Source organism: Thalassotalea sp. G2M2-11 (assembly GCF_017168195.1).
GTDB lineage: Bacteria > Pseudomonadota > Gammaproteobacteria > Enterobacterales > Alteromonadaceae > Thalassotalea_E.
Genome location: NZ_JADNYL010000003.1, coordinates 296,216 through 313,756 on the forward strand (window position 1 = coordinate 296,216; position 17,541 = coordinate 313,756).

At 39.0% G+C, this 17,541-nt stretch carries 21 protein-coding genes; 20 read left to right on the forward strand and 1 reads right to left on the reverse strand.

What is annotated here, in order from left to right:
• Nucleotides 1-67 precede the first annotated feature (67 nt).
• From ihfB to pyrF, 4 genes are all read left to right on the forward strand, one after another.
• Nucleotides 68-355 (forward strand): integration host factor subunit beta, encoded by a 288-nt coding sequence (gene ihfB, locus IV514_RS12320; protein WP_206485569.1) that lies wholly within the window; start codon nucleotides 68-70, stop codon nucleotides 353-355.
• A 154-nt stretch (nucleotides 356-509) separates the two neighbouring features.
• A complete protein-coding gene (locus IV514_RS17535; protein WP_241242351.1) occupies nucleotides 510-668 on the forward strand; it encodes a hypothetical protein in 159 nt (52 codons plus the stop codon).
• Between the two features lie 20 nt (nucleotides 669-688).
• Nucleotides 689-1,852 carry a lipopolysaccharide assembly protein LapB gene (gene lapB, locus IV514_RS12330; protein ID WP_206485571.1) on the forward strand — a complete coding sequence of 388 codons (1,164 nt, stop codon included), beginning with the start codon at nucleotides 689-691 and terminating at the stop codon, nucleotides 1,850-1,852.
• A 168-nt stretch (nucleotides 1,853-2,020) separates the two neighbouring features.
• Nucleotides 2,021-2,725 (forward strand): orotidine-5'-phosphate decarboxylase, encoded by a 705-nt coding sequence (gene pyrF, locus IV514_RS12335; protein WP_206485572.1) that lies wholly within the window; start codon nucleotides 2,021-2,023, stop codon nucleotides 2,723-2,725.
• Between the two features lie 138 nt (nucleotides 2,726-2,863).
• Here pyrF and IV514_RS12340 read toward each other — a convergent pair whose 3' ends face one another.
• Nucleotides 2,864-3,463 (reverse strand): nucleoside triphosphate pyrophosphatase, encoded by a 600-nt coding sequence (locus IV514_RS12340; protein ID WP_206485573.1) that lies wholly within the window; start codon nucleotides 3,461-3,463, stop codon nucleotides 2,864-2,866.
• 123 nt (nucleotides 3,464-3,586) lie between these two features.
• On the opposite strand from IV514_RS12340, the gene yceD reads away from it, so the two are divergent.
• The 16 genes from yceD (at nucleotide 3,587) to prpC (ending at nucleotide 17,490) form a co-directional block, all read left to right on the forward strand.
• Nucleotides 3,587-4,099: a 23S rRNA accumulation protein YceD gene (yceD, locus tag IV514_RS12345; protein ID WP_206485574.1), complete on the forward strand. Its 513-nt coding sequence runs from the start codon at nucleotides 3,587-3,589 to the stop codon at nucleotides 4,097-4,099.
• A gap of 36 nt (nucleotides 4,100-4,135) precedes the next feature.
• Nucleotides 4,136-4,306, forward strand: coding sequence for a 50S ribosomal protein L32 (gene rpmF / locus IV514_RS12350; protein ID WP_138318033.1), 171 nt, complete (start codon nucleotides 4,136-4,138; stop codon nucleotides 4,304-4,306).
• A 22-nt stretch (nucleotides 4,307-4,328) separates the two neighbouring features.
• Nucleotides 4,329-5,360, forward strand: a complete 1,032-nt coding sequence (gene plsX / locus IV514_RS12355; RefSeq protein WP_206485575.1) for a phosphate acyltransferase PlsX — start codon at nucleotides 4,329-4,331, stop codon at nucleotides 5,358-5,360.
• A 102-nt stretch (nucleotides 5,361-5,462) separates the two neighbouring features.
• The gene (fabD, locus tag IV514_RS12360; protein ID WP_206485576.1) at nucleotides 5,463-6,398 is read left to right on the forward strand and encodes an ACP S-malonyltransferase; all 936 of its coding nucleotides are present in this window, start codon (nucleotides 5,463-5,465) and stop codon (nucleotides 6,396-6,398) included.
• A gap of 8 nt (nucleotides 6,399-6,406) precedes the next feature.
• Nucleotides 6,407-7,141, forward strand: coding sequence for a 3-oxoacyl-ACP reductase FabG (gene fabG / locus IV514_RS12365; protein ID WP_206485577.1), 735 nt, complete (start codon nucleotides 6,407-6,409; stop codon nucleotides 7,139-7,141).
• Between the two features lie 175 nt (nucleotides 7,142-7,316).
• Nucleotides 7,317-7,550: an acyl carrier protein gene (acpP, locus tag IV514_RS12370; protein ID WP_184422433.1), complete on the forward strand. Its 234-nt coding sequence runs from the start codon at nucleotides 7,317-7,319 to the stop codon at nucleotides 7,548-7,550.
• Between the two features lie 166 nt (nucleotides 7,551-7,716).
• Nucleotides 7,717-8,952 carry a beta-ketoacyl-ACP synthase II gene (fabF, locus tag IV514_RS12375; RefSeq protein WP_206485578.1) on the forward strand — a complete coding sequence of 412 codons (1,236 nt, stop codon included), beginning with the start codon at nucleotides 7,717-7,719 and terminating at the stop codon, nucleotides 8,950-8,952.
• Nucleotides 8,953-9,102: 150 nt separating this feature from the next.
• Nucleotides 9,103-9,912 carry an aminodeoxychorismate lyase gene (gene pabC / locus IV514_RS12380; RefSeq protein ID WP_206485579.1) on the forward strand — a complete coding sequence of 270 codons (810 nt, stop codon included), beginning with the start codon at nucleotides 9,103-9,105 and terminating at the stop codon, nucleotides 9,910-9,912.
• Between the two features lie 4 nt (nucleotides 9,913-9,916).
• Nucleotides 9,917-10,921, forward strand: a complete 1,005-nt coding sequence (mltG, locus tag IV514_RS12385; RefSeq protein WP_206485580.1) for an endolytic transglycosylase MltG — start codon at nucleotides 9,917-9,919, stop codon at nucleotides 10,919-10,921.
• 324 nt (nucleotides 10,922-11,245) lie between these two features.
• Nucleotides 11,246-11,881 carry a dTMP kinase gene (tmk, locus tag IV514_RS12390; protein ID WP_206485581.1) on the forward strand — a complete coding sequence of 212 codons (636 nt, stop codon included), beginning with the start codon at nucleotides 11,246-11,248 and terminating at the stop codon, nucleotides 11,879-11,881.
• A 51-nt stretch (nucleotides 11,882-11,932) separates the two neighbouring features.
• A complete protein-coding gene (locus tag IV514_RS12395; protein ID WP_206485582.1) occupies nucleotides 11,933-12,898 on the forward strand; it encodes a hypothetical protein in 966 nt (321 codons plus the stop codon).
• 9 nt (nucleotides 12,899-12,907) lie between these two features.
• Entirely contained in the window at nucleotides 12,908-13,234 is a 327-nt protein-coding gene (locus IV514_RS12400; protein WP_206485583.1) for a PilZ domain-containing protein, read from the forward strand.
• Nucleotides 13,235-13,278: 44 nt separating this feature from the next.
• A complete protein-coding gene (locus IV514_RS12405) occupies nucleotides 13,279-14,049 on the forward strand; it encodes a TatD family hydrolase (protein WP_206485584.1) in 771 nt (256 codons plus the stop codon).
• A 626-nt stretch (nucleotides 14,050-14,675) separates the two neighbouring features.
• On the forward strand, nucleotides 14,676-15,380 hold the full coding sequence (locus IV514_RS12410; protein WP_206485882.1) for a GntR family transcriptional regulator: 705 nt from the start codon (nucleotides 14,676-14,678) through the stop codon (nucleotides 15,378-15,380).
• Between the two features lies 1 nt (nucleotide 15,381).
• Nucleotides 15,382-16,272: a methylisocitrate lyase gene (gene prpB / locus IV514_RS12415; protein WP_206485585.1), complete on the forward strand. Its 891-nt coding sequence runs from the start codon at nucleotides 15,382-15,384 to the stop codon at nucleotides 16,270-16,272.
• 93 nt (nucleotides 16,273-16,365) lie between these two features.
• Complete coding sequence (prpC, locus tag IV514_RS12420; protein ID WP_206485586.1) at nucleotides 16,366-17,490, forward strand: 2-methylcitrate synthase; 1,125 nt, start codon at nucleotides 16,366-16,368, stop codon at nucleotides 17,488-17,490.
• The last annotated feature ends 51 nt before the right edge of the window (nucleotides 17,491-17,541 follow it).

Here is a 17,541-nt window from a genome sequence, read left to right on the forward strand (position 1 = left end):
AAATGATTAGTTTTCTCCTTGTAATGAAAACCATTGGCGTGATGCTAAATGAACACTGGAGGGTCTAATGACCAAATCAGAACTCATTGAAAGACTAGCAGACAAATTAAGTCATTTATCTGCAAAAGAAGTAGAACAGGCTATTAAAGAAATTCTAGAAATGATGGCGCAAACCTTGTCTAAAGGTGAGCGTATTGAAATTAGAGGCTTTGGTAGTTTCTCTTTGCATTATCGCGCTCCACGCGTTGGTAGGAACCCAAAAACTGGTGAGTCAGTAGAACTTGCTGGTAAGTATGTTCCTCATTTTAAACCGGGTAAAGAATTACGTGAACGGGTTAACCTTTCATTAGCGTAAATTAGTATTTATACTAAAAACGGCATGCATGGGCATGCCGTTTTTTTTTGATAAAGGTTTAACGAAAAGGTTTATTGTGCGAATTTACATAACAATTATATTAATGTTACTGCTTTTAATGGTTGCTTTTATTTTCGGCAGTCAGAATGACCAGATGATCACTTTAAATTACCTTATTGCACGCACAGAACTATCGGTAGCTGCCGCAGTGAGTTTATTTACTGTTATTGGTTTTATACTTGGGTTGCTTTTTGCTGTACTATGGAAACTTGTGAAGGTCTTGAAGTTTAAATCGACGAAAGGCACGGTATAAAATAGGTTGATAGCAAATCAATGTTAGAACTTTTATTTCTTCTATTGCCTGTCGCAATGGCATATGGCTGGTTTATGGGGCGTAATAGCGTCAAGCAGCGAGATCATAGTGCAAAGCAGGACTTATCAATAAAGTATTCAACGGGTATTAATTATTTGTTGTCTAACCAACAGGATAAAGCCATTGAATATCTGCTAGAAACGTTAACGGTAGAAGATGATACTGTTGAAGCGCATTTTGCTATGGCTAACTTGTTTCGCAAGCGAGGGGAGCTGGATCGCGCCTTAAGAGTACATGAGCATCTTGTTAGGCAAAAACATTTACCAACGAAGGCCAAGCAACAAGCAGCGTTTGAATTGGGCAAAGATTTTTTAACGGCAGGGTTATATGATCGTGCCGAATCTATGTTTCATAACTTATTAAAGTCTAAAGTATTTTCTCAGCGTTCACTCACCTATTTACTACAAATATACCAATCGACCAAAGATTGGCACCATGGCATAGAATTAAAAAAAGCGATCTTTAAATCTCAAGATAAAAAGTTATTACATACGTTAGCAAACTTTTATTGTGAGTTAGCGACAGATGCTTTAGCTAAAGATCAATTTATTGAAGTACTCGAATTGCTTGAAAACGCATTAAAATGTGATCCGAATTCATGCCGAGCTAATTGGTTAATGGCTAAAGTGTATGAAGACCATCAGCAGTATAACGAGGCGTGTCAATGCTATCGAGCAATTTATAGTCAAGATAGTGAGTTTTTCCCAGATGTTATCGAGCAAATGGCTCATTGTTATCATCAGTTAGATGCTGATGATGAGTTTTATCAATTTATTAAGAAAGTGTACGATGAAACTGGTGCAAGTAGTGCATTAATTAAGTATCTCTCTTGTGTAGATGAAAAACATGGTTACGTAAAAGCACAAGAGTTTATGCTGTCGGCGTTAAAAAGGCGACCCACTATCCGCGGCTTTAAGCATTTTATTAAAATGCAAATGAACGAACCAGAGCAAGACAGTGAAAACTTAGCCATGATAAAGGAGTTAGTGTCTGCTTATTTGAATGTTAAGCAACGCTATAATTGTCGTAATTGTGGTTTTAACAGTAGTACTCATTATTGGTCTTGCCCGTCTTGTCACGATTGGGAAACATTGAAGCCTGTGCGTGGCCTAGAAGGTGAGTAACCTTGTCTTTTTTGCCAGTTAATCCAATCTCTTTGTCAAAGATACACATTTATACTTATAAACTCCGTTTCTTTTCCTCGATATTGAATTAACTGTCTTCAAATACAAAGATTACTTGTATAATGGCTATTATTGAGATTTTAAAAAGAAGATAATTAAGGAATAGAAATGAGCGATCCAAAAGTAGTAGTGGCACTAGATTTTGATAATCAAGCGGATGCGCTAGCTTTTGTGGATAAAATTAAGCCAAGTGATTGTCGCTTGAAAGTCGGTAAAGAGATGTTTACTTATTTTGGCCCTGAATTTGTCAAAGCATTAGTGAATCGTGGTTTTGATGTGTTTTTAGATCTCAAATTTCATGATATTCCCAATACGGTTGCTAAAGCCGTGTCTGCTGCGGCTGAACTTGGTGTGTGGATGGTTAATGTGCATGCGTCAGGCGGCGTTAAAATGATGGAAAAAGCGAAGCAAGCACTCTTACCTTATGGCGATAAAGCGCCTTTGTTAATTGCCGTAACAGTGTTAACCAGTATGGGTGAAGAAGACTTGGCAGGTTTAGGAATTACTAAATCACCAGCTGAGCAGGTCAAGCATTTAGCTCAGTTAACGCAACAAGCAGGGTTAGACGGTGTGGTATGCTCTGCACACGAGGCTGAATCATTAAAAACGCTATTAGGTCAATCGTTTAAGTTAGTGACTCCGGGGATTCGTCCTGCAGGTTCAAGTTCAGACGATCAAAAACGCATTATGACGCCTGAGCAAGCGGTATCGGTGGGGGTTGATTACCTTGTTATTGGCCGACCTATTACCAAAGCACAAGACCCACATGCGGTTTTACAGCAAATTAATACTTCGATTGGTTCAATTGCCTAGTTAATATAAATAATAGGCTAATGAACTCCCAAGGGCGAGTTGTAAAGGCTTATCTCCTTATGTTTTGATTTTGACAAGGCTGTAACCATTCTCTGTAATCACCACAACGGTTGTTGTGGTGATTTTGTTAGCTAATAGTTATTTTAATTGATGAGCGAGCGGGTTGTAGCCATGTTCATTTAATAGCTGAATAAGCTTGATTAATGGTAAGCCGATTAAGGTATTTGGATCATCGCCTTCAAGTTTTTCGAATAAGCAAATGCCTAAGCCCTCACTTTTAAAACTACCCGCACAATTTAACGGTAGCTCAGCATCAATGTAGTTAATAATGTCTTGCTCATTTAGCGTTTTAAAATACACGTTAAACGGTTCAACCAGGCTTGTGGTTTCACTGGTTTGACTATTAAATACACATAAGCCCGTGTAAAAAGTGACACATTTTCCGCTAAATTTTTTCAGTTGCTTAATGGCGTTTTCTTTGGTGTGAGGCTTTCCTAATATTTCACCATCGCAAGTTGCTACCTGATCTGAGCCAATGACTAAAGCATTTTGAGTTCCATTAGCGGCTACTTGTGCTTTCGATTTTGCTAAACGTTCAACTAATACCTGTGGTGTTTCATCAGGTAACGGTGTTTCATCAATATTAGGCTTGGCACATTCAAAAGCAATATTAAGCTTTTCAAGTAAACTTTTTCGAAAGGGAGAAGTTGAACCTAAAACGATAGTGGGTGTATTCATTGTGAGCTAGCCATACAAAAATTAAACAGATTTTGCTAATATGAGGGCGTTATTGAAAAATTAAACGGATTTCGCTAATTTTCTTTTGACACTGGGCGCTAACGGCATTATTATGCGCGCCTTATGCAGAATCTTAAGCTTCCGATAACAATCGATCCATACAAAAGTGCTCAACGTAGACTTGAGTGTGAGGGTATATTTGAACTATCGGAAATGAATAGATTGCTTGCTGTTTGTCAAAACAACAGTGAGCATGTACATGTTAAATTTAATTTTGATGTGGATGAGCTTGGCTTGGTAGTAATATCAGGTAAAGGATCGGCATCGGTAAGTTTAACGTGTCAGCGGTGTACTGATACTTTTGATTATGAACTGGCGTTAGATTTTACATTTAGCCCGGTGAAAAATGCAGAAGCTGCTGAAAGCTTGCCATCATATTATGATGCAATTGAATTAGATGAAAATGGTGAAGTTAACTTGCGAGAGTTAGTGGAAGATGAGTTAATGCTTGCGATTCCATTAATACCAAGGCATGACCTGAAAGACTGCCAGTCTCCGGCTGATAGTGTTTGGGGGGAATTACCTGAAGAGCATGATAAGCCGAATCCATTTGACGTATTAAAAAAACTTAAGTAACACTAATTGTTACCAATCGATTTTAGGAGTTAGGAAATGGCAGTTCAAAAGAGCAAAAAGTCTCGTTCAAGACGTGGCATGCGCCGTTCACATGATGCATTAACAGCTGAAAATTTATCAGTAGATTCAGTATCGGGTGAAACACACCGTCGTCACCACGTAACAGCTGACGGCTTTTACAAAGGTGTTAAAGTAATCGCTAAATAAGCTTTTACTTGGTAGCAATACTTTGAATAATCTAACCATAGCGTTAGATGTTATGGGGGGCGATAAAGGCCCCCTTGTAACGATCCCTGCTGCAATTCAAGCAGTTCAACAATCAGCACAATTGTATTTGATGCTTTGTGGTGACGAAGAAGTTATTCGCAGTACTCTGGCAAAACATCATTGCCATACTCATCCTCAATTATCTATTGTTCACGCGAACGAAACCGTGGCAATGGATGAATCACCGACGTTTGCCCTGAGAAATAAAAAACAATCATCGATGCGAAAAGCATTAGATTTAGTGCATGAAGGTCAAGCACAAGCGTGTGTGAGTGCGGGCAATACCGGTGCACTATTTGCGATGGCACATTTTGCGTTAAAAACGCTACCTTGCGTTGAACGTCCTGCATTAATATCCTCGCTACCGACCCATTCAGTTAATCAGCATGTTTTTATGTTAGATTTAGGTGCTAATGTCTTTTGTGATTCCAATATTTTATACCAATTTGGCGTGATGGGCTCTGTGATGGCAGAGCAGGTTGATGGAATTAGCACACCAAGAGTGGCACTGCTTAATATGGGTGAAGAGGACATTAAAGGCAGTGATCATATCAAGATGGCAGCGACAAAATTAAAAGGTAATCCTGCGATAAATTATGTTGGTTTTGTTGAGGGTAATGATATTTTCAACAATAAAGCGGACGTAATTGTTTGTGATGGCTTTGTCGGCAATGTTGCATTAAAAACCTGTGAGGGTGTGGCAAGACTCGTTTATCAGAAGCTTAAACAGGTGTTATCACAACACTTATTTGCGCGTTTGATGGGAAAAATATTGGCGCCATCATTAAAAAAACTGTTTAAATCCTTGAACCCCGACCAGTATAACGGTGCAAGTTTGATAGGATTGCGCGGAATTGTGATAAAAAGTCATGGTAATGCGAGTGTCAGTGCTTTTTATGCTTCTATCTTAGAAGCTGTTAAAGAAGTTGAGCGGCAGGTACCAGAAAAAATTAAAATAACGCTTGAGCAAGGGTTGAAAGAGCCTCTCGATTAATTTGCTCTATCATGCTGCGTTGTTTAAGTAAATTAACACTACATAGCTGATATTGTTTAACAATCTATTTGCTGTGTAAAACTCAATAGCTTAGGTAATATAATGCAAAATAAACTCGCTTTTATTTTCCCAGGGCAAGGCTCACAAGCCGTCGGTATGCTCAAAGATTTTTCAGATAACGATATTGTACAATCTGCTTTTGCGGAAGCATCTGCTGCGTTAGGTTACAATTTATGGGAGCTTATCACACAAGGACCAGCTGAACAGCTGAATCAAACTAATTACACTCAGCCTGCGTTATTAACCGCAAGTGTGGCGTTGTGGCGTTTGTGGGTTGAAGAAACCGGTATTAAGCCCTCAATGATCGCAGGTCATAGTTTAGGTGAATACTCAGCGTTGGTATGTGCGGGAGTGTTATCATTAACAGATGGCGTAAAACTTGTTGAAAAACGCGGTGAGTTTATGCAGACTTCTGTGCCTGAGGGTGTAGGGGCTATGGCAGCGGTGATTGGTTTAGCCGATGATAAAATTATTGCTGCTTGTCAACAAGCGCAGCAGGATCAAGTTGTCTCTGCGGTTAACTTCAACTCTCCAGGTCAGGTAGTTATTGCTGGCAATAAAGAAGCTGTTGACCGTGCTGGTGAGTTTTGTAAAGAAGCTGGAGCAAAGCGTGTTTTACCTTTACCAGTTAGCGTACCATCACATTGTGCGTTAATGAAAGACGCCGCTGATAAACTAGCTACGCAATTTAATGACGTGAGCTTTGCTCAGCCTGAACTTCCTGTGATCAATAATGTTGATGTTGCCGATGAGCAAGAAATTGATGCGATTAAAGAGGCATTAGTACGACAACTTTACAGCCCAGTAAGATGGACAGAAACGGTTGAAAAGCTTGCGCAAGCTGGTATTGATACAGTGCTCGAATTAGGGCCCGGTAAAGTATTGCAAGGTTTAATTAAACGAATTGATAAATCAATCTCATGTGTTTCAGTTAATGATCAAGCATCATTAACGAAAGCAAAAGAAATTATACAATAGGAATAACTATGTTTACATTAGAAGGACAAGTCGCCTTAGTGACTGGTGCTAGTCGCGGTATTGGTAAAGCAATCGCCGTTCAATTGCAGTCATTAGGTGCTAAAGTCATTGGCACAGCCACATCAGAACATGGCGCTGAGAAAATCAGTGAATACCTAGGACAAGGTCAAGGCTTAGTGTTAAATGTAACCAGCGATGAATCCATTGCGAGCTTATTTGAAACCATTAAAGCGCAATTTGGTGGTGTAGATATTTTGGTAAATAATGCCGGTATTACTCGTGATAACTTATTTATGCGTATGAAAAATGATGAGTGGGACGATATTATCGAAACCAATTTATCTTCAGTGTATAAACTCAGTAAAGCAGTCATACGTTCTATGATGAAAAAACGTCAAGGTCGTATTATTAATATTGGTTCAGTCGTCGGTACTATGGGTAATGCCGGTCAAGTGAACTATGCGACCGCTAAAGCTGGTTTAATTGGATTTACTAAATCTTTAGCACGAGAAGTTGCTTCACGAGGTATTACTGTCAATACAGTCGCACCAGGCTTTATCGATACTGATATGACACAAACGTTAACGGATGAGCAAAAAGAAGGTATTTTTTCTCAAGTACCTGCGAACCGTTTAGGGAAGCCAGAAGAGATCGCCAATTCAGTTGCCTTTTTAGCTTCTGACTGTGCGGCATACATTACGGGTGAAACATTACATGTAAATGGTGGTATGTACATGGTTTAATTGAGACTTTTATTCAAAAATAGTCTTGAAAAATCATGTTAAGTAAGCATAATAAATTAACTGTTTACAGGTTAGACCAGCATAAAAAGCAAAATTAGAAGCTTGCAAGCTAAGCTGTAGACGAATACACTACACGCAATTTTGAAAAATTGTATTTTCTAGTAAAGGAAAAAAAATGAGTACTATCGAAGAACGCGTAAAAAAAATTACTGTTGAGCAATTAGGCGTAAGCGAAGATGAAGTAAAAAATGAAGCATCTTTTGTTGATGACTTAGGCGCAGATTCTCTAGACACAGTAGAATTAGTAATGGCGTTAGAAGAAGAATTTGATACAGAAATTCCTGATGAAGAAGCTGAAAAAATCACTACTGTTCAAGCAGCGATTGATTACGTTACTGCTAACCAGTAATCACAGCATACATTAAGAATTTTTCAGGCGGTATATTCACCGCCTGATTTGTTTCTGCTCTTTATAAAATAGCAGTAAACATAACCACTAAATCTCAAATTATATAGCTGCCTTATGTAGGCGTATATAACCTTTCAAACTTAACTCTACGGAGGCAACTCGAGCAATGCGACGTGTTGTAGTGACCGGTTACGGTATGCTTTCCCCTTTGGGTAATAGTGCTGATATTACTTGGCAAAACTTATTAGCAGGCAAGAGTGGTATCGAGACCATAGAACATTTTGATGTAAGCCAATTTCCTACCAAATTTGCTGGTCTTGTTAAAGATTTTGATCCTGAAAGTTATGGCATTGCGAGAAAAGATGCCAAAAAAATGGACTTGTTTATTCAATATGGTTTAGCCGCTGGTATTCAGGCGTTTAATCATTCTGGTTTAGAAATTACTGAAGATAATGCTGAACGTATTGGTGTGGCAGTTGGTTCAGGTATTGGTGGCTTAACCTTAATCGAAGAAAACCACAGTAAGTATTTAAAAGGTGGTGTGAGAAAACTATCTCCGTTTTTTTGTCCATCAACCATTTTAAATATGGCAGCAGGGCATCTATCGATTAAACTTGGCTTGAAAGGCCCTAATATTGCGATTGTGACGGCTTGTACTTCAGGTGTTCATAATATTGGTCATGCCGCGCGGATGATCGCACATGGTGATGCCGACGCAATGTTAGCTGGCGGTACTGAGAAAGCATCGACCGAGTTAGGCATTGGTGGCTTTTGTGCTGCTAGAGCGTTATCAACTCGCAATGATGATCCTCAGGCGGCAAGTCGTCCTTGGGATAAAGACCGCGATGGTTTTGTTTTAAGTGATGGCGCAGGCATTGTTGTGATTGAAGAATATGAACATGCCAAAGCGCGTGGCGCGACTATCTATGCTGAGCTTGTTGGCTTTGGCATGAGTGGTGATGCTTATCACATGACTTCGCCACCGGAAGATGGTGCAGGTGCGGCATTAGCAATGAAAAATGCTTTAAAAGATGCCAATGTTAATGTCAGTAAAATTGGTTATATTAATGCGCATGGAACGTCAACGCCAGCAGGTGATATTGCAGAAACCAATGCAGTGAAATCTGTTTTTGGTGATTATGCGAATAAAACCATGGTTGGTTCAACCAAATCAATGACAGGGCATTTATTAGGTGCTGCTGGCTCGGTAGAAGCAATCTTTACTATTCAGTCATTATTTAATAACCAAGTGGCACCGACAATTAATTTAGATGCACCAAGTGAAGGCTGTGATCTTGATTACATTCGAGGAAGTGCACGTGATGTAGATCTTGAATATGCGTTATGTAATTCATTTGGTTTTGGTGGCACAAACGGTTCATTAGTGTTTAAAAAAGTTTGATGTTTCTGAGCAACCATTAAATTTTTGCTTACAAGTCAATTAATAAGCCTGAATGTACTCGTTACATTCAGGCTTTTTTATTAGTAGTAAATTTATCGCGTAGTCAATATAATCCTATTATTCGCTTTATTTTTGTGGATACCTTCCGCTATGACAAATTGCTTGGTAAATGGACAAGCGACAGAACAAATTCCGATTAATGATCGCGGTTTAGCTTATGGCGATGGCATTTTTACTACGGCGAAAGTGATCGATGGTGAGATTGAATATTTTGCTGAGCATTTATCTCGTTTATCACAAGGCTGTCATTATTTAGGTATTTGTTATCATCATCAGAGGTTATTGCCTGAAATTTCTCAAGCAATTTCAGGGGTTGATAATGCCGTGGTAAAAATTATGATCACTGCTGGTAGTGGTGGTCGTGGATACTCACGTGTAGGTGCCGATAATGCTCAACGTATTATTAGTGTTCACCCATTACCTGCTCATTATCAACAGTGGTCAGAGCAAGGTGTCACCCTAGAGAACAGTGAACTGCAATTAGGCATTAATCCATTATTAAAAGGTTTGAAGCATCTTAACCGCTTGGAGCAAGTGCTTATTAGAGCTGAGCTTGATCAACTGCCTTGTGATGACCTCTTGGTATCAAATATCAACAATGAAGTGATAGAAACTAGTTGCGCTAATGTGTTTTGGTTTAAACAAGGAGAGTTACAAACACCTGAGCTAACCGATTCAGGGGTTGCAGGTATTTATCGAAAAAAGTTGCTTGAACATGATGCACATATAAATGTAGTTAAAACGAGTTTCGCTCAGCTAAAAAATGTTGAAGCTATGTTTATTTGTAATAGTATTATGGGAATCGTGCCAGTGAAATGTTATCAAGGACGTTCGCTAAATGTCGATATGGTCGCACATTACCGAGAACAATTTTTATTAAGTCAATCCACAAGGAAGTAGATAGTTGCGCACATTAAAAAAAATATTTTTTGTCTCTTTATTAGTCTCCCTACTGTTAGGTGTTACTTTCGTTACAATCTCGCATTATCAATTGGCACAACCCAATACGTTAACATCCCCTAAGTTATTCACTCTGAATAAAGGTGCTTCATTTAATCAATTTGCCAAAAAATTGAAAATATTAGGAGTAATTGAACATCGATTTTGGTTGAGAAGTTATGTGCGAATTTACCCTAATTTAGCGCAAATAAAAGCAGGGACTTATCAAATATCACCAAAGCAGCCATTAAAAGATGTGCTACAAATGGTCGTTAATGGGACTGAGCATCAATTTAGTATCACTTTTATTGAAGGTTCAACGTTAAAGCAATGGCTCACCTTGTTACAAAATAATCAGCATATTCGTCACACTATAGAGAAAAGCCAAGATATCTATCAGACAGTTGCACAACGACTTGATCTTGAGCATAAGCACCCCGAAGGGTTGTTTTACCCAGACACTTATGCATTTACTCATAACACCAGCGACATAGAAATATTACAACGTGCCTATCAAAAAATGCAGCAGGAGCTCAGTACAGCATGGCAAAATAGAGCGACTGGTTTGCCTTATAATACCCCTTATGAAGCATTGATCATGGCATCTATCATAGAAAAAGAAAGTGGCAGACATGCTGAACATGAAATAATTGCCTCCGTGTTTATTAATCGCTTAGCAAAAGGCATGCGTCTGCAAACAGATCCAACGGTTATTTATGGCTTGGGTGAGCGATATAAAGGGGATATAACGCGTCAACACTTAAGAGAGAGAACGCTTTATAACACATACCGAATTGATGGTCTGCCACCCACACCTATTGCAATGCCGGGTTTATCCGCATTACACGCTGCGTTACAACCCAGTGGCAGCGATTACTTATATTTTGTAAGTGATGGCGCGGGTAAACATATTTTTTCAACTAACTTAATTGATCATAATAAAGCGGTTGCTAAGTATCAGTTAAATTAGGGCAAGGTGCTGCTGACACTATTTGAACACTAGGGTATTGATGATATTAGTGTGAACCAAAGTTGGATCTTTGTTGAGTTTAATCAGTCATTATGTTTGAAAGCCAACACGTTAAATAGAATACTTTGGCTTTGCATTAGATTTAACGCACAATAGGCAATAATCTTAAGTATTGGCTATAAACAAGCGATGTCATTACATTGAGTTTGTTGATCTAATTTGCGAAAATGCCAGCTTTTAGAACAGGGTAAATGTTATTTACTTTATAACAGTGACTGAGATGCGTAAATCCTTTGGGTTAGCGAGTTAACATAGAGAGAGAATATGAATAAAGGATTTATGGTTGTTTTTGATGGCAGCAATGGTGCTGGTAAAACAACAGTGATCAATGAAGTTGCGCGCTACTTAACGGAAAAAGGTTTCTCCGTGGTTTTAACCAGAGAACCAGGCGGCACACCTATTGGTGAAAAAATCCGAGAAGTTATTTTAGACCCATCTACACCAGAGATGTGTGATCTTACTGAGTTAATGCTCTTTGGTGCTGGTCGAGCACAACATTTAGCTGAAAAAATAAAGCCCGCTATCGCAGAGGGAAAAATAGTGCTCTCGGATCGGTTTGATGCAGCAACATTTAGTTTTCAACATTATGCTCGCGGCATTGATTTAGCGACTATCAGCCAAATTAACGAGTTAGCTTTGCATGGTTTTAAACCTGAGATGAATATTATTTTAGATTTAGATCCGCTTGAAGGGCTTAAACGCGTGAAAAGTCGGGGAGAAGGGCTGGATAGGTTAGAAGATGAAAAAATGGATTTTCTAGTCAAAGCTCGTAATGGTTATTTACTCCAAGCGCAGCAGCAGCCAGATAACTTTTCAGTGATAGATGCGGCTCAGTCTAAAACTCAAGTGTTAGAACAAGTACTAAAAATTATCGATAACTTATTGGCTCAATATGCTTGATGGTAGAATGAAAAAAGATAACAGCATTTCTTCGTGGAAGGTGAGTTGTTAATGAAGTCTTGGTTAGTCTCTGAAAAAGAGCACTTAATTCAACAAATCAATCAGAGCACCTTACCTCATGCTTTGTTAATTTCCGGGGTTGCTGGCGCTGGAAAATATGAGCTGGCTCATTGGCTAGCACAAACATTAGCCTGTGAGCTATCACAAAACACATCACCATCGAATGTTATAGATGATACATTTACTAGCCCTTGTGGACAGTGTAAAGCTTGTCATTTGTTTATCCAGCAAACACACCCTGATCATCTTGAAATAGCAGCAGAGAAAAATAGCATAGGGGTTGAACAGATAAGAGCGTCCAGCCGTTTTTTTGAAAAAACAGCTCAATTAGGCCGTAATCAAACTGTGATGATCCTCGCGGCTGAACAAATGACTGAATCTGCCGCAAATGCATTATTAAAAACACTAGAAGAGCCTACACCAAAGAGTTATGTCATTTTATTGGTCAATGATGTTCAGCATATGTTACCCACTATCATTAGTCGTTGTCGGCAAATTCAATTACGTCCACCGGTTGGTAAACATCTCGTTAATGAGCTTAATCAGCACAGTGATGATGCGTTTATTAATTTATCTCATCTTGCGGAACTAACTGATAATGAAGTAAACCAAGCGTTTAAAGCAATTTCTAAGCAATTTGTGTCATTTTTGTATCACGGTAAACAACGCATGACATTGTTGGCTACTCTCGAACAACAGCCCCATAACCTGCGATGGCTTGAGAAGATGACAGTCGACTTATTCAGAAATGCAGCGAAATGGGGAAGCTTCACCGAAGCTAGCGATATAGCACCACAGGCTATGGCTGAGTATTTTGGACAAAAGCGAGATGAATTATATCAAGTATATCAATTAATTAATAGCTATAATAAAAAGGTGGTGACTTATAGTCAGTTTAATCATGAGTTAGGTTTAGAAAAACTATTAGTTGATATTCAATTAGTTATGAGTAATTAAGGGAATGAAATGGAAGAGCTCTATTTAGAATTTGTTACCGATAAAGATTTGTACCAAGCCTATATGCCATTTGTCAAAAATGGTGGGCTATTTGTTCGAACCACTGAAAGTTTTGAACTAGGTGCGGATATTAAATTACAAGTGCTATTGCCTGACTCGCTAGAAGCGTCAGAAATTATCGGTAAAGTCTGTTGGTTAACCCCCATCGGAGTTCAGCATGGTACGCCTGCGGGTATTGGCATTTCTTTTGTTGAAGATCCTGAAAATATGCGTAACCAAATTGAAAAGGCCATAGGTCGCTTACTTAACTCATCTGAGCCAACATTAACGATGTAAAATTTGCTGGCACCATAGTCCACAGTTAATTTAGGAGTAAATTTTTGTTTATAGATTCTCATTGTCATTTAGATCGCCTTGATCTGTCTTTATTTGACAATAACTTAGATACGGTTGTTGAGGCGGCCAGCTTAGCGAAGGTTGAGCAAATGTTATGCGTCAGCGTTACCTTAGATGATTTTCCCACAATGGCAGACAAAACGGCCAAATACGACAATGTTCTACTAACTTGTGGCACACATCCACTAAACCAAGAAGATAAAACCGACCTAAATAGGTTGATCGAACTTGCTCGTCATCCAAGGGTGATTGCTATTGGTGAAACAGGTTTAGATTATTTTTATGCACCAGAAACTAAAGCATTACAGTTAGACTCATTTGAAAAGCATATTAAAGCTGCAATAGAGCTTAATAAACCGCTGATTATTCATACCCGGGATGCACAACAGGATACCTTAGATATTTTGCGTCAACAGCATGCGGAAAAAGTCGGTGGTATCTTACATTGCTTTACTGAAACTTGGGATATGGCGAAGCAAGCAATAGCTATGGGTTTTTATATTTCTTTTTCAGGCATAGTGACATTTAAAAATGCCAGTGCATTGCGTGAAGTGGCAAAGCAAGTCCCTGATGATAAAATATTAATTGAAACGGATGCCCCATATTTAGCACCAGTTCCTTATCGCGGCAAACAGAACCAACCTGCCTATGTTGTAGAGGTAGCAAAACATTTGGCGAGTATCAGAGGTCAGTCAGTCGAACATATTGCCCAAATATCAAGTAATAATTACAAACGCTTATTTAATCTGTGTTAACTATTAGGTACCCCAGATAAAAACAGCCCGAAACTTTTGGTAAGTTTCGGGCCTAGGGGATGGCTCAAAAAGGAGATGAGCCGTGCGCTAATTAACAGGTTATGTGACAAGCACCAAGCCAAAAAGTTGCGAGCATCATTGGTTGATATTTAATCCGTAGAATTAATTGTAGTGCAATCTTGGTTAAATGCGAATAAAAAAACAATAAATTTTAACTGATTGATAAATAGTGTTTTATTTTAATTTTCTGCTTTTTTATCTACATGTGTTACACCAATTATGAACGGCTAAGTAACAACTTATTCACAGATTTTTCAACTAGGGAATAGCTTACAGTTTAGGTTGAGTGAATCGATGTTCATTGAGTGAAAAAGCATTAGCGAATGAAGGTTTATTTTGCAACGTATTGGCTATTTCGCTCTCTCATTTGTCTGTATTCGCTTATCTAGATGAGTAGGACAGTCTTTTTAACTTGATTTGTCTACAATTTGTTTTATTTTCTAGTGGTAAATAGAATTTCTTCTACAACTTTAGTGTTAATTGTCGACAATCTTGTCTGTTTGGCTTGACTATCAGCGCAAATAGTCTACCATTCGGATATCTTAAATAAATTGTCGACAATATTAATGGCGCTTGTTAATCCAACTCAACCCCAAGCGGTTACAACTGCAGATAAAGTCTTTGAGCAAATCCAGCATGCGATTGTTGAAGGTCATATTCCTGCAGGCAGTAAAATTAGTGAACCAGGCCTAGCCAAGCAATTTGAAATAAGTCGTTCAACATTACGAGAAGCTCTTAATCGATTGGAAAAATGCCACTTGGTTGAGCGTAAGGCGAATGTTGGCTCACGTGTCGTAGATTGTAGCATTGAAGGATTGCTTGAAATTTATGTGGTACGCGAAGCATTGGAAGGAATGGCATGTCGGCAAGCCGCAGAAAATATGTCGGAGCAAGAAATTGCTGAGCTTAAGTCAGTACTTGCGCAACATGCAAAATCGCAAGATCTTAAAGATGGTGTTTCATACTACCAAGAAGAAGGTGATCTTGATTTTCACTATAAGGTGATTGTCGGTAGCCATAATCAGCAATTAATCAACATTTTGTGTGGCCAATTGTATCACTTAGTACGTATGTATCGTATCCAGTTTGGTATGAATAGCCCTCGAGCAACGCGGGCATTTGATGAACATTTACATATTGTCGAAGCGATTGCCGATAGAGATGGCGAATTAGCAGAAATTCTTATGAGACGCCATATCGCGGCCTCTCGTAAAAATATTGAAAAGAAAATAGCGTTACAAAGCGCTCATTCATCAACAGAGGACAACTAACATGTCTGTGAAATTATCACCTGGTGCAAAATTTCGACAAGCACTGAAAAACAATAAACCGCTACAAGTCGTTGGTACCATCAATGCCTATTGTGCCATGATGGCTGAGCAATTAGGTCACCAAGCTATTTATTTATCCGGTGGCGGTGTAGCAAATGCCTCTTACGGTTTACCTGATCTGGGGATGACGTCATTAAATGATGTTATTGCAGACGTACAACGTATTACGTCTGCATCAAGCCTGCCTCTTTTAGTGGATATTGATACTGGTTGGGGTGGTGCGTTTAATATTGCGAAAACCATCCGTGATATGGAAAAAGCTGGCGCAGCTGCCGTGCATTTAGAAGATCAGGTTGCTCAAAAGCGTTGTGGACATCGACCAAATAAAGAAATCGTTTCAACAGAAGAAATGGTGGATCGCATCAAAGCTGCCGTTGATGCTCGCAGCGATGATGACTTTTTTATCATGGCGCGCACTGATGCTTTTGCGCAAGAAGGTCTTGAGAAAGCGTTAGAAAGAGCCAAAGCTTATGTCGCTGCTGGTGCTGATGGTATTTTTGCAGAAGCCGTTAAAACTGAAGAACATTATCGTGCATTTACACAAGCACTAGATGTCCCTGTATTAGCTAATATTACAGAATTTGGCCAAACAGAGTTATGGAATAAAGCACAATTGGGTGAGTGGGGCTGCGCTATGGTGCTTTACCCTCTATCAGCATTTCGTGCTATGAACAAAGCGGCAGAATCTGTGTATAAAACCCTATTAGCCGATGGCGATCAAAAAGCTCAAATCGACAACATGCAAACGCGCATGGAGCTATACGATTATTTAGGCTATCACGATTATGAGCAAAAGTTAGATTCATTGTTTGCCGAAGGCAAAAATAAATAAAGATCAGAAAGCTAACGCTTGGTATGTAGATTTTAATGCTAAGCGTAATAAAAAAATAATGACTTTATAGACAAGATTAATGAGGAAAGAATAATGGTTGATAAAAAGTTATCAGGTGCTGGCCTTCGAGGTCAAAGCGCTGGTGAAACAAAATTATGTACAGTAGGTAAATCAGGTAGTGGCTTAACGTATTGTGGTTATGATGTCTCAGATTTAGCTGACAATGCGACATTTGAAGAAGTCGCATATTTATTATTTAACGGTGAACTGCCTAATCAAGCGCAATTAGATGAATATAAAACGCAATTATTTGCGATGCGTGATTTACCACAAGCGTTAAAAGAAGTATTACAACGTATTCCTGCCGATGCACACCCAATGGATGTGATGCGCACTGGTTGTTCGTTTCTAGGGAATTTAGAGCCTGAAGTTGATTTTAGCGAGCAAAACAATGCGGCAAACCGCTTATTAGCAGCGTTTCCTGCTATTATGACCTACTGGTATCGCTATTCACATGAAAATATAGAAATAGACTGTGTCACCGATGAAGATACCATTGGTGGTCACTTCTTAAAATTATTGACAGGTAAAACACCATCAGAATTACATCGTCGTGTTATCGATGTGTCATTAATTTTGTATGCTGAGCATGAGTTCAATGCGTCTACTTTCACTGCGCGGGTTTGTGCATCTACATTATCAGATATGTTCTCATGTATTACTGGGGCGATTGGCTCACTTAGAGGCCCATTACATGGTGGTGCGAATGAAGCTGCAATGGATATGATCGAAAAGTTCGATTCACCTGAAGATGCCAAAGTGCAAATGGCTGGCATGCTTGAGCGTAAAGAGAAAATCATGGGCTTTGGTCACGCTGTTTATCGTACCTCTGATCCTCGCAATGTCATTATCAAAAAATGGTCTGAAAAACTTGCAGAAGAATTTGGTGATTCATCACTTTATGATATTTCAGTGGCGTGTGAAGAATTTATGTGGGATACCAAAAAGCTATTCTGTAATGCTGATTTCTTCCATGCATCGGCCTACCACTTTATGGGAATTCCGACTAAGTTGTTTACGCCAATATTTGTTTGCTCACGTTTAACCGGTTGGGCTGCACATGTAATGGAACAGCGCGAAAATAACCGTATTATTCGTCCGTCAGCCGATTACATCGGTGTTGAACCGCGTAAAGTAACACCTATTGCAACGCGATAGTTTGCTTGAGCATATTCTATCAAGCATGTGGTCGTTATGACCACATGCTGC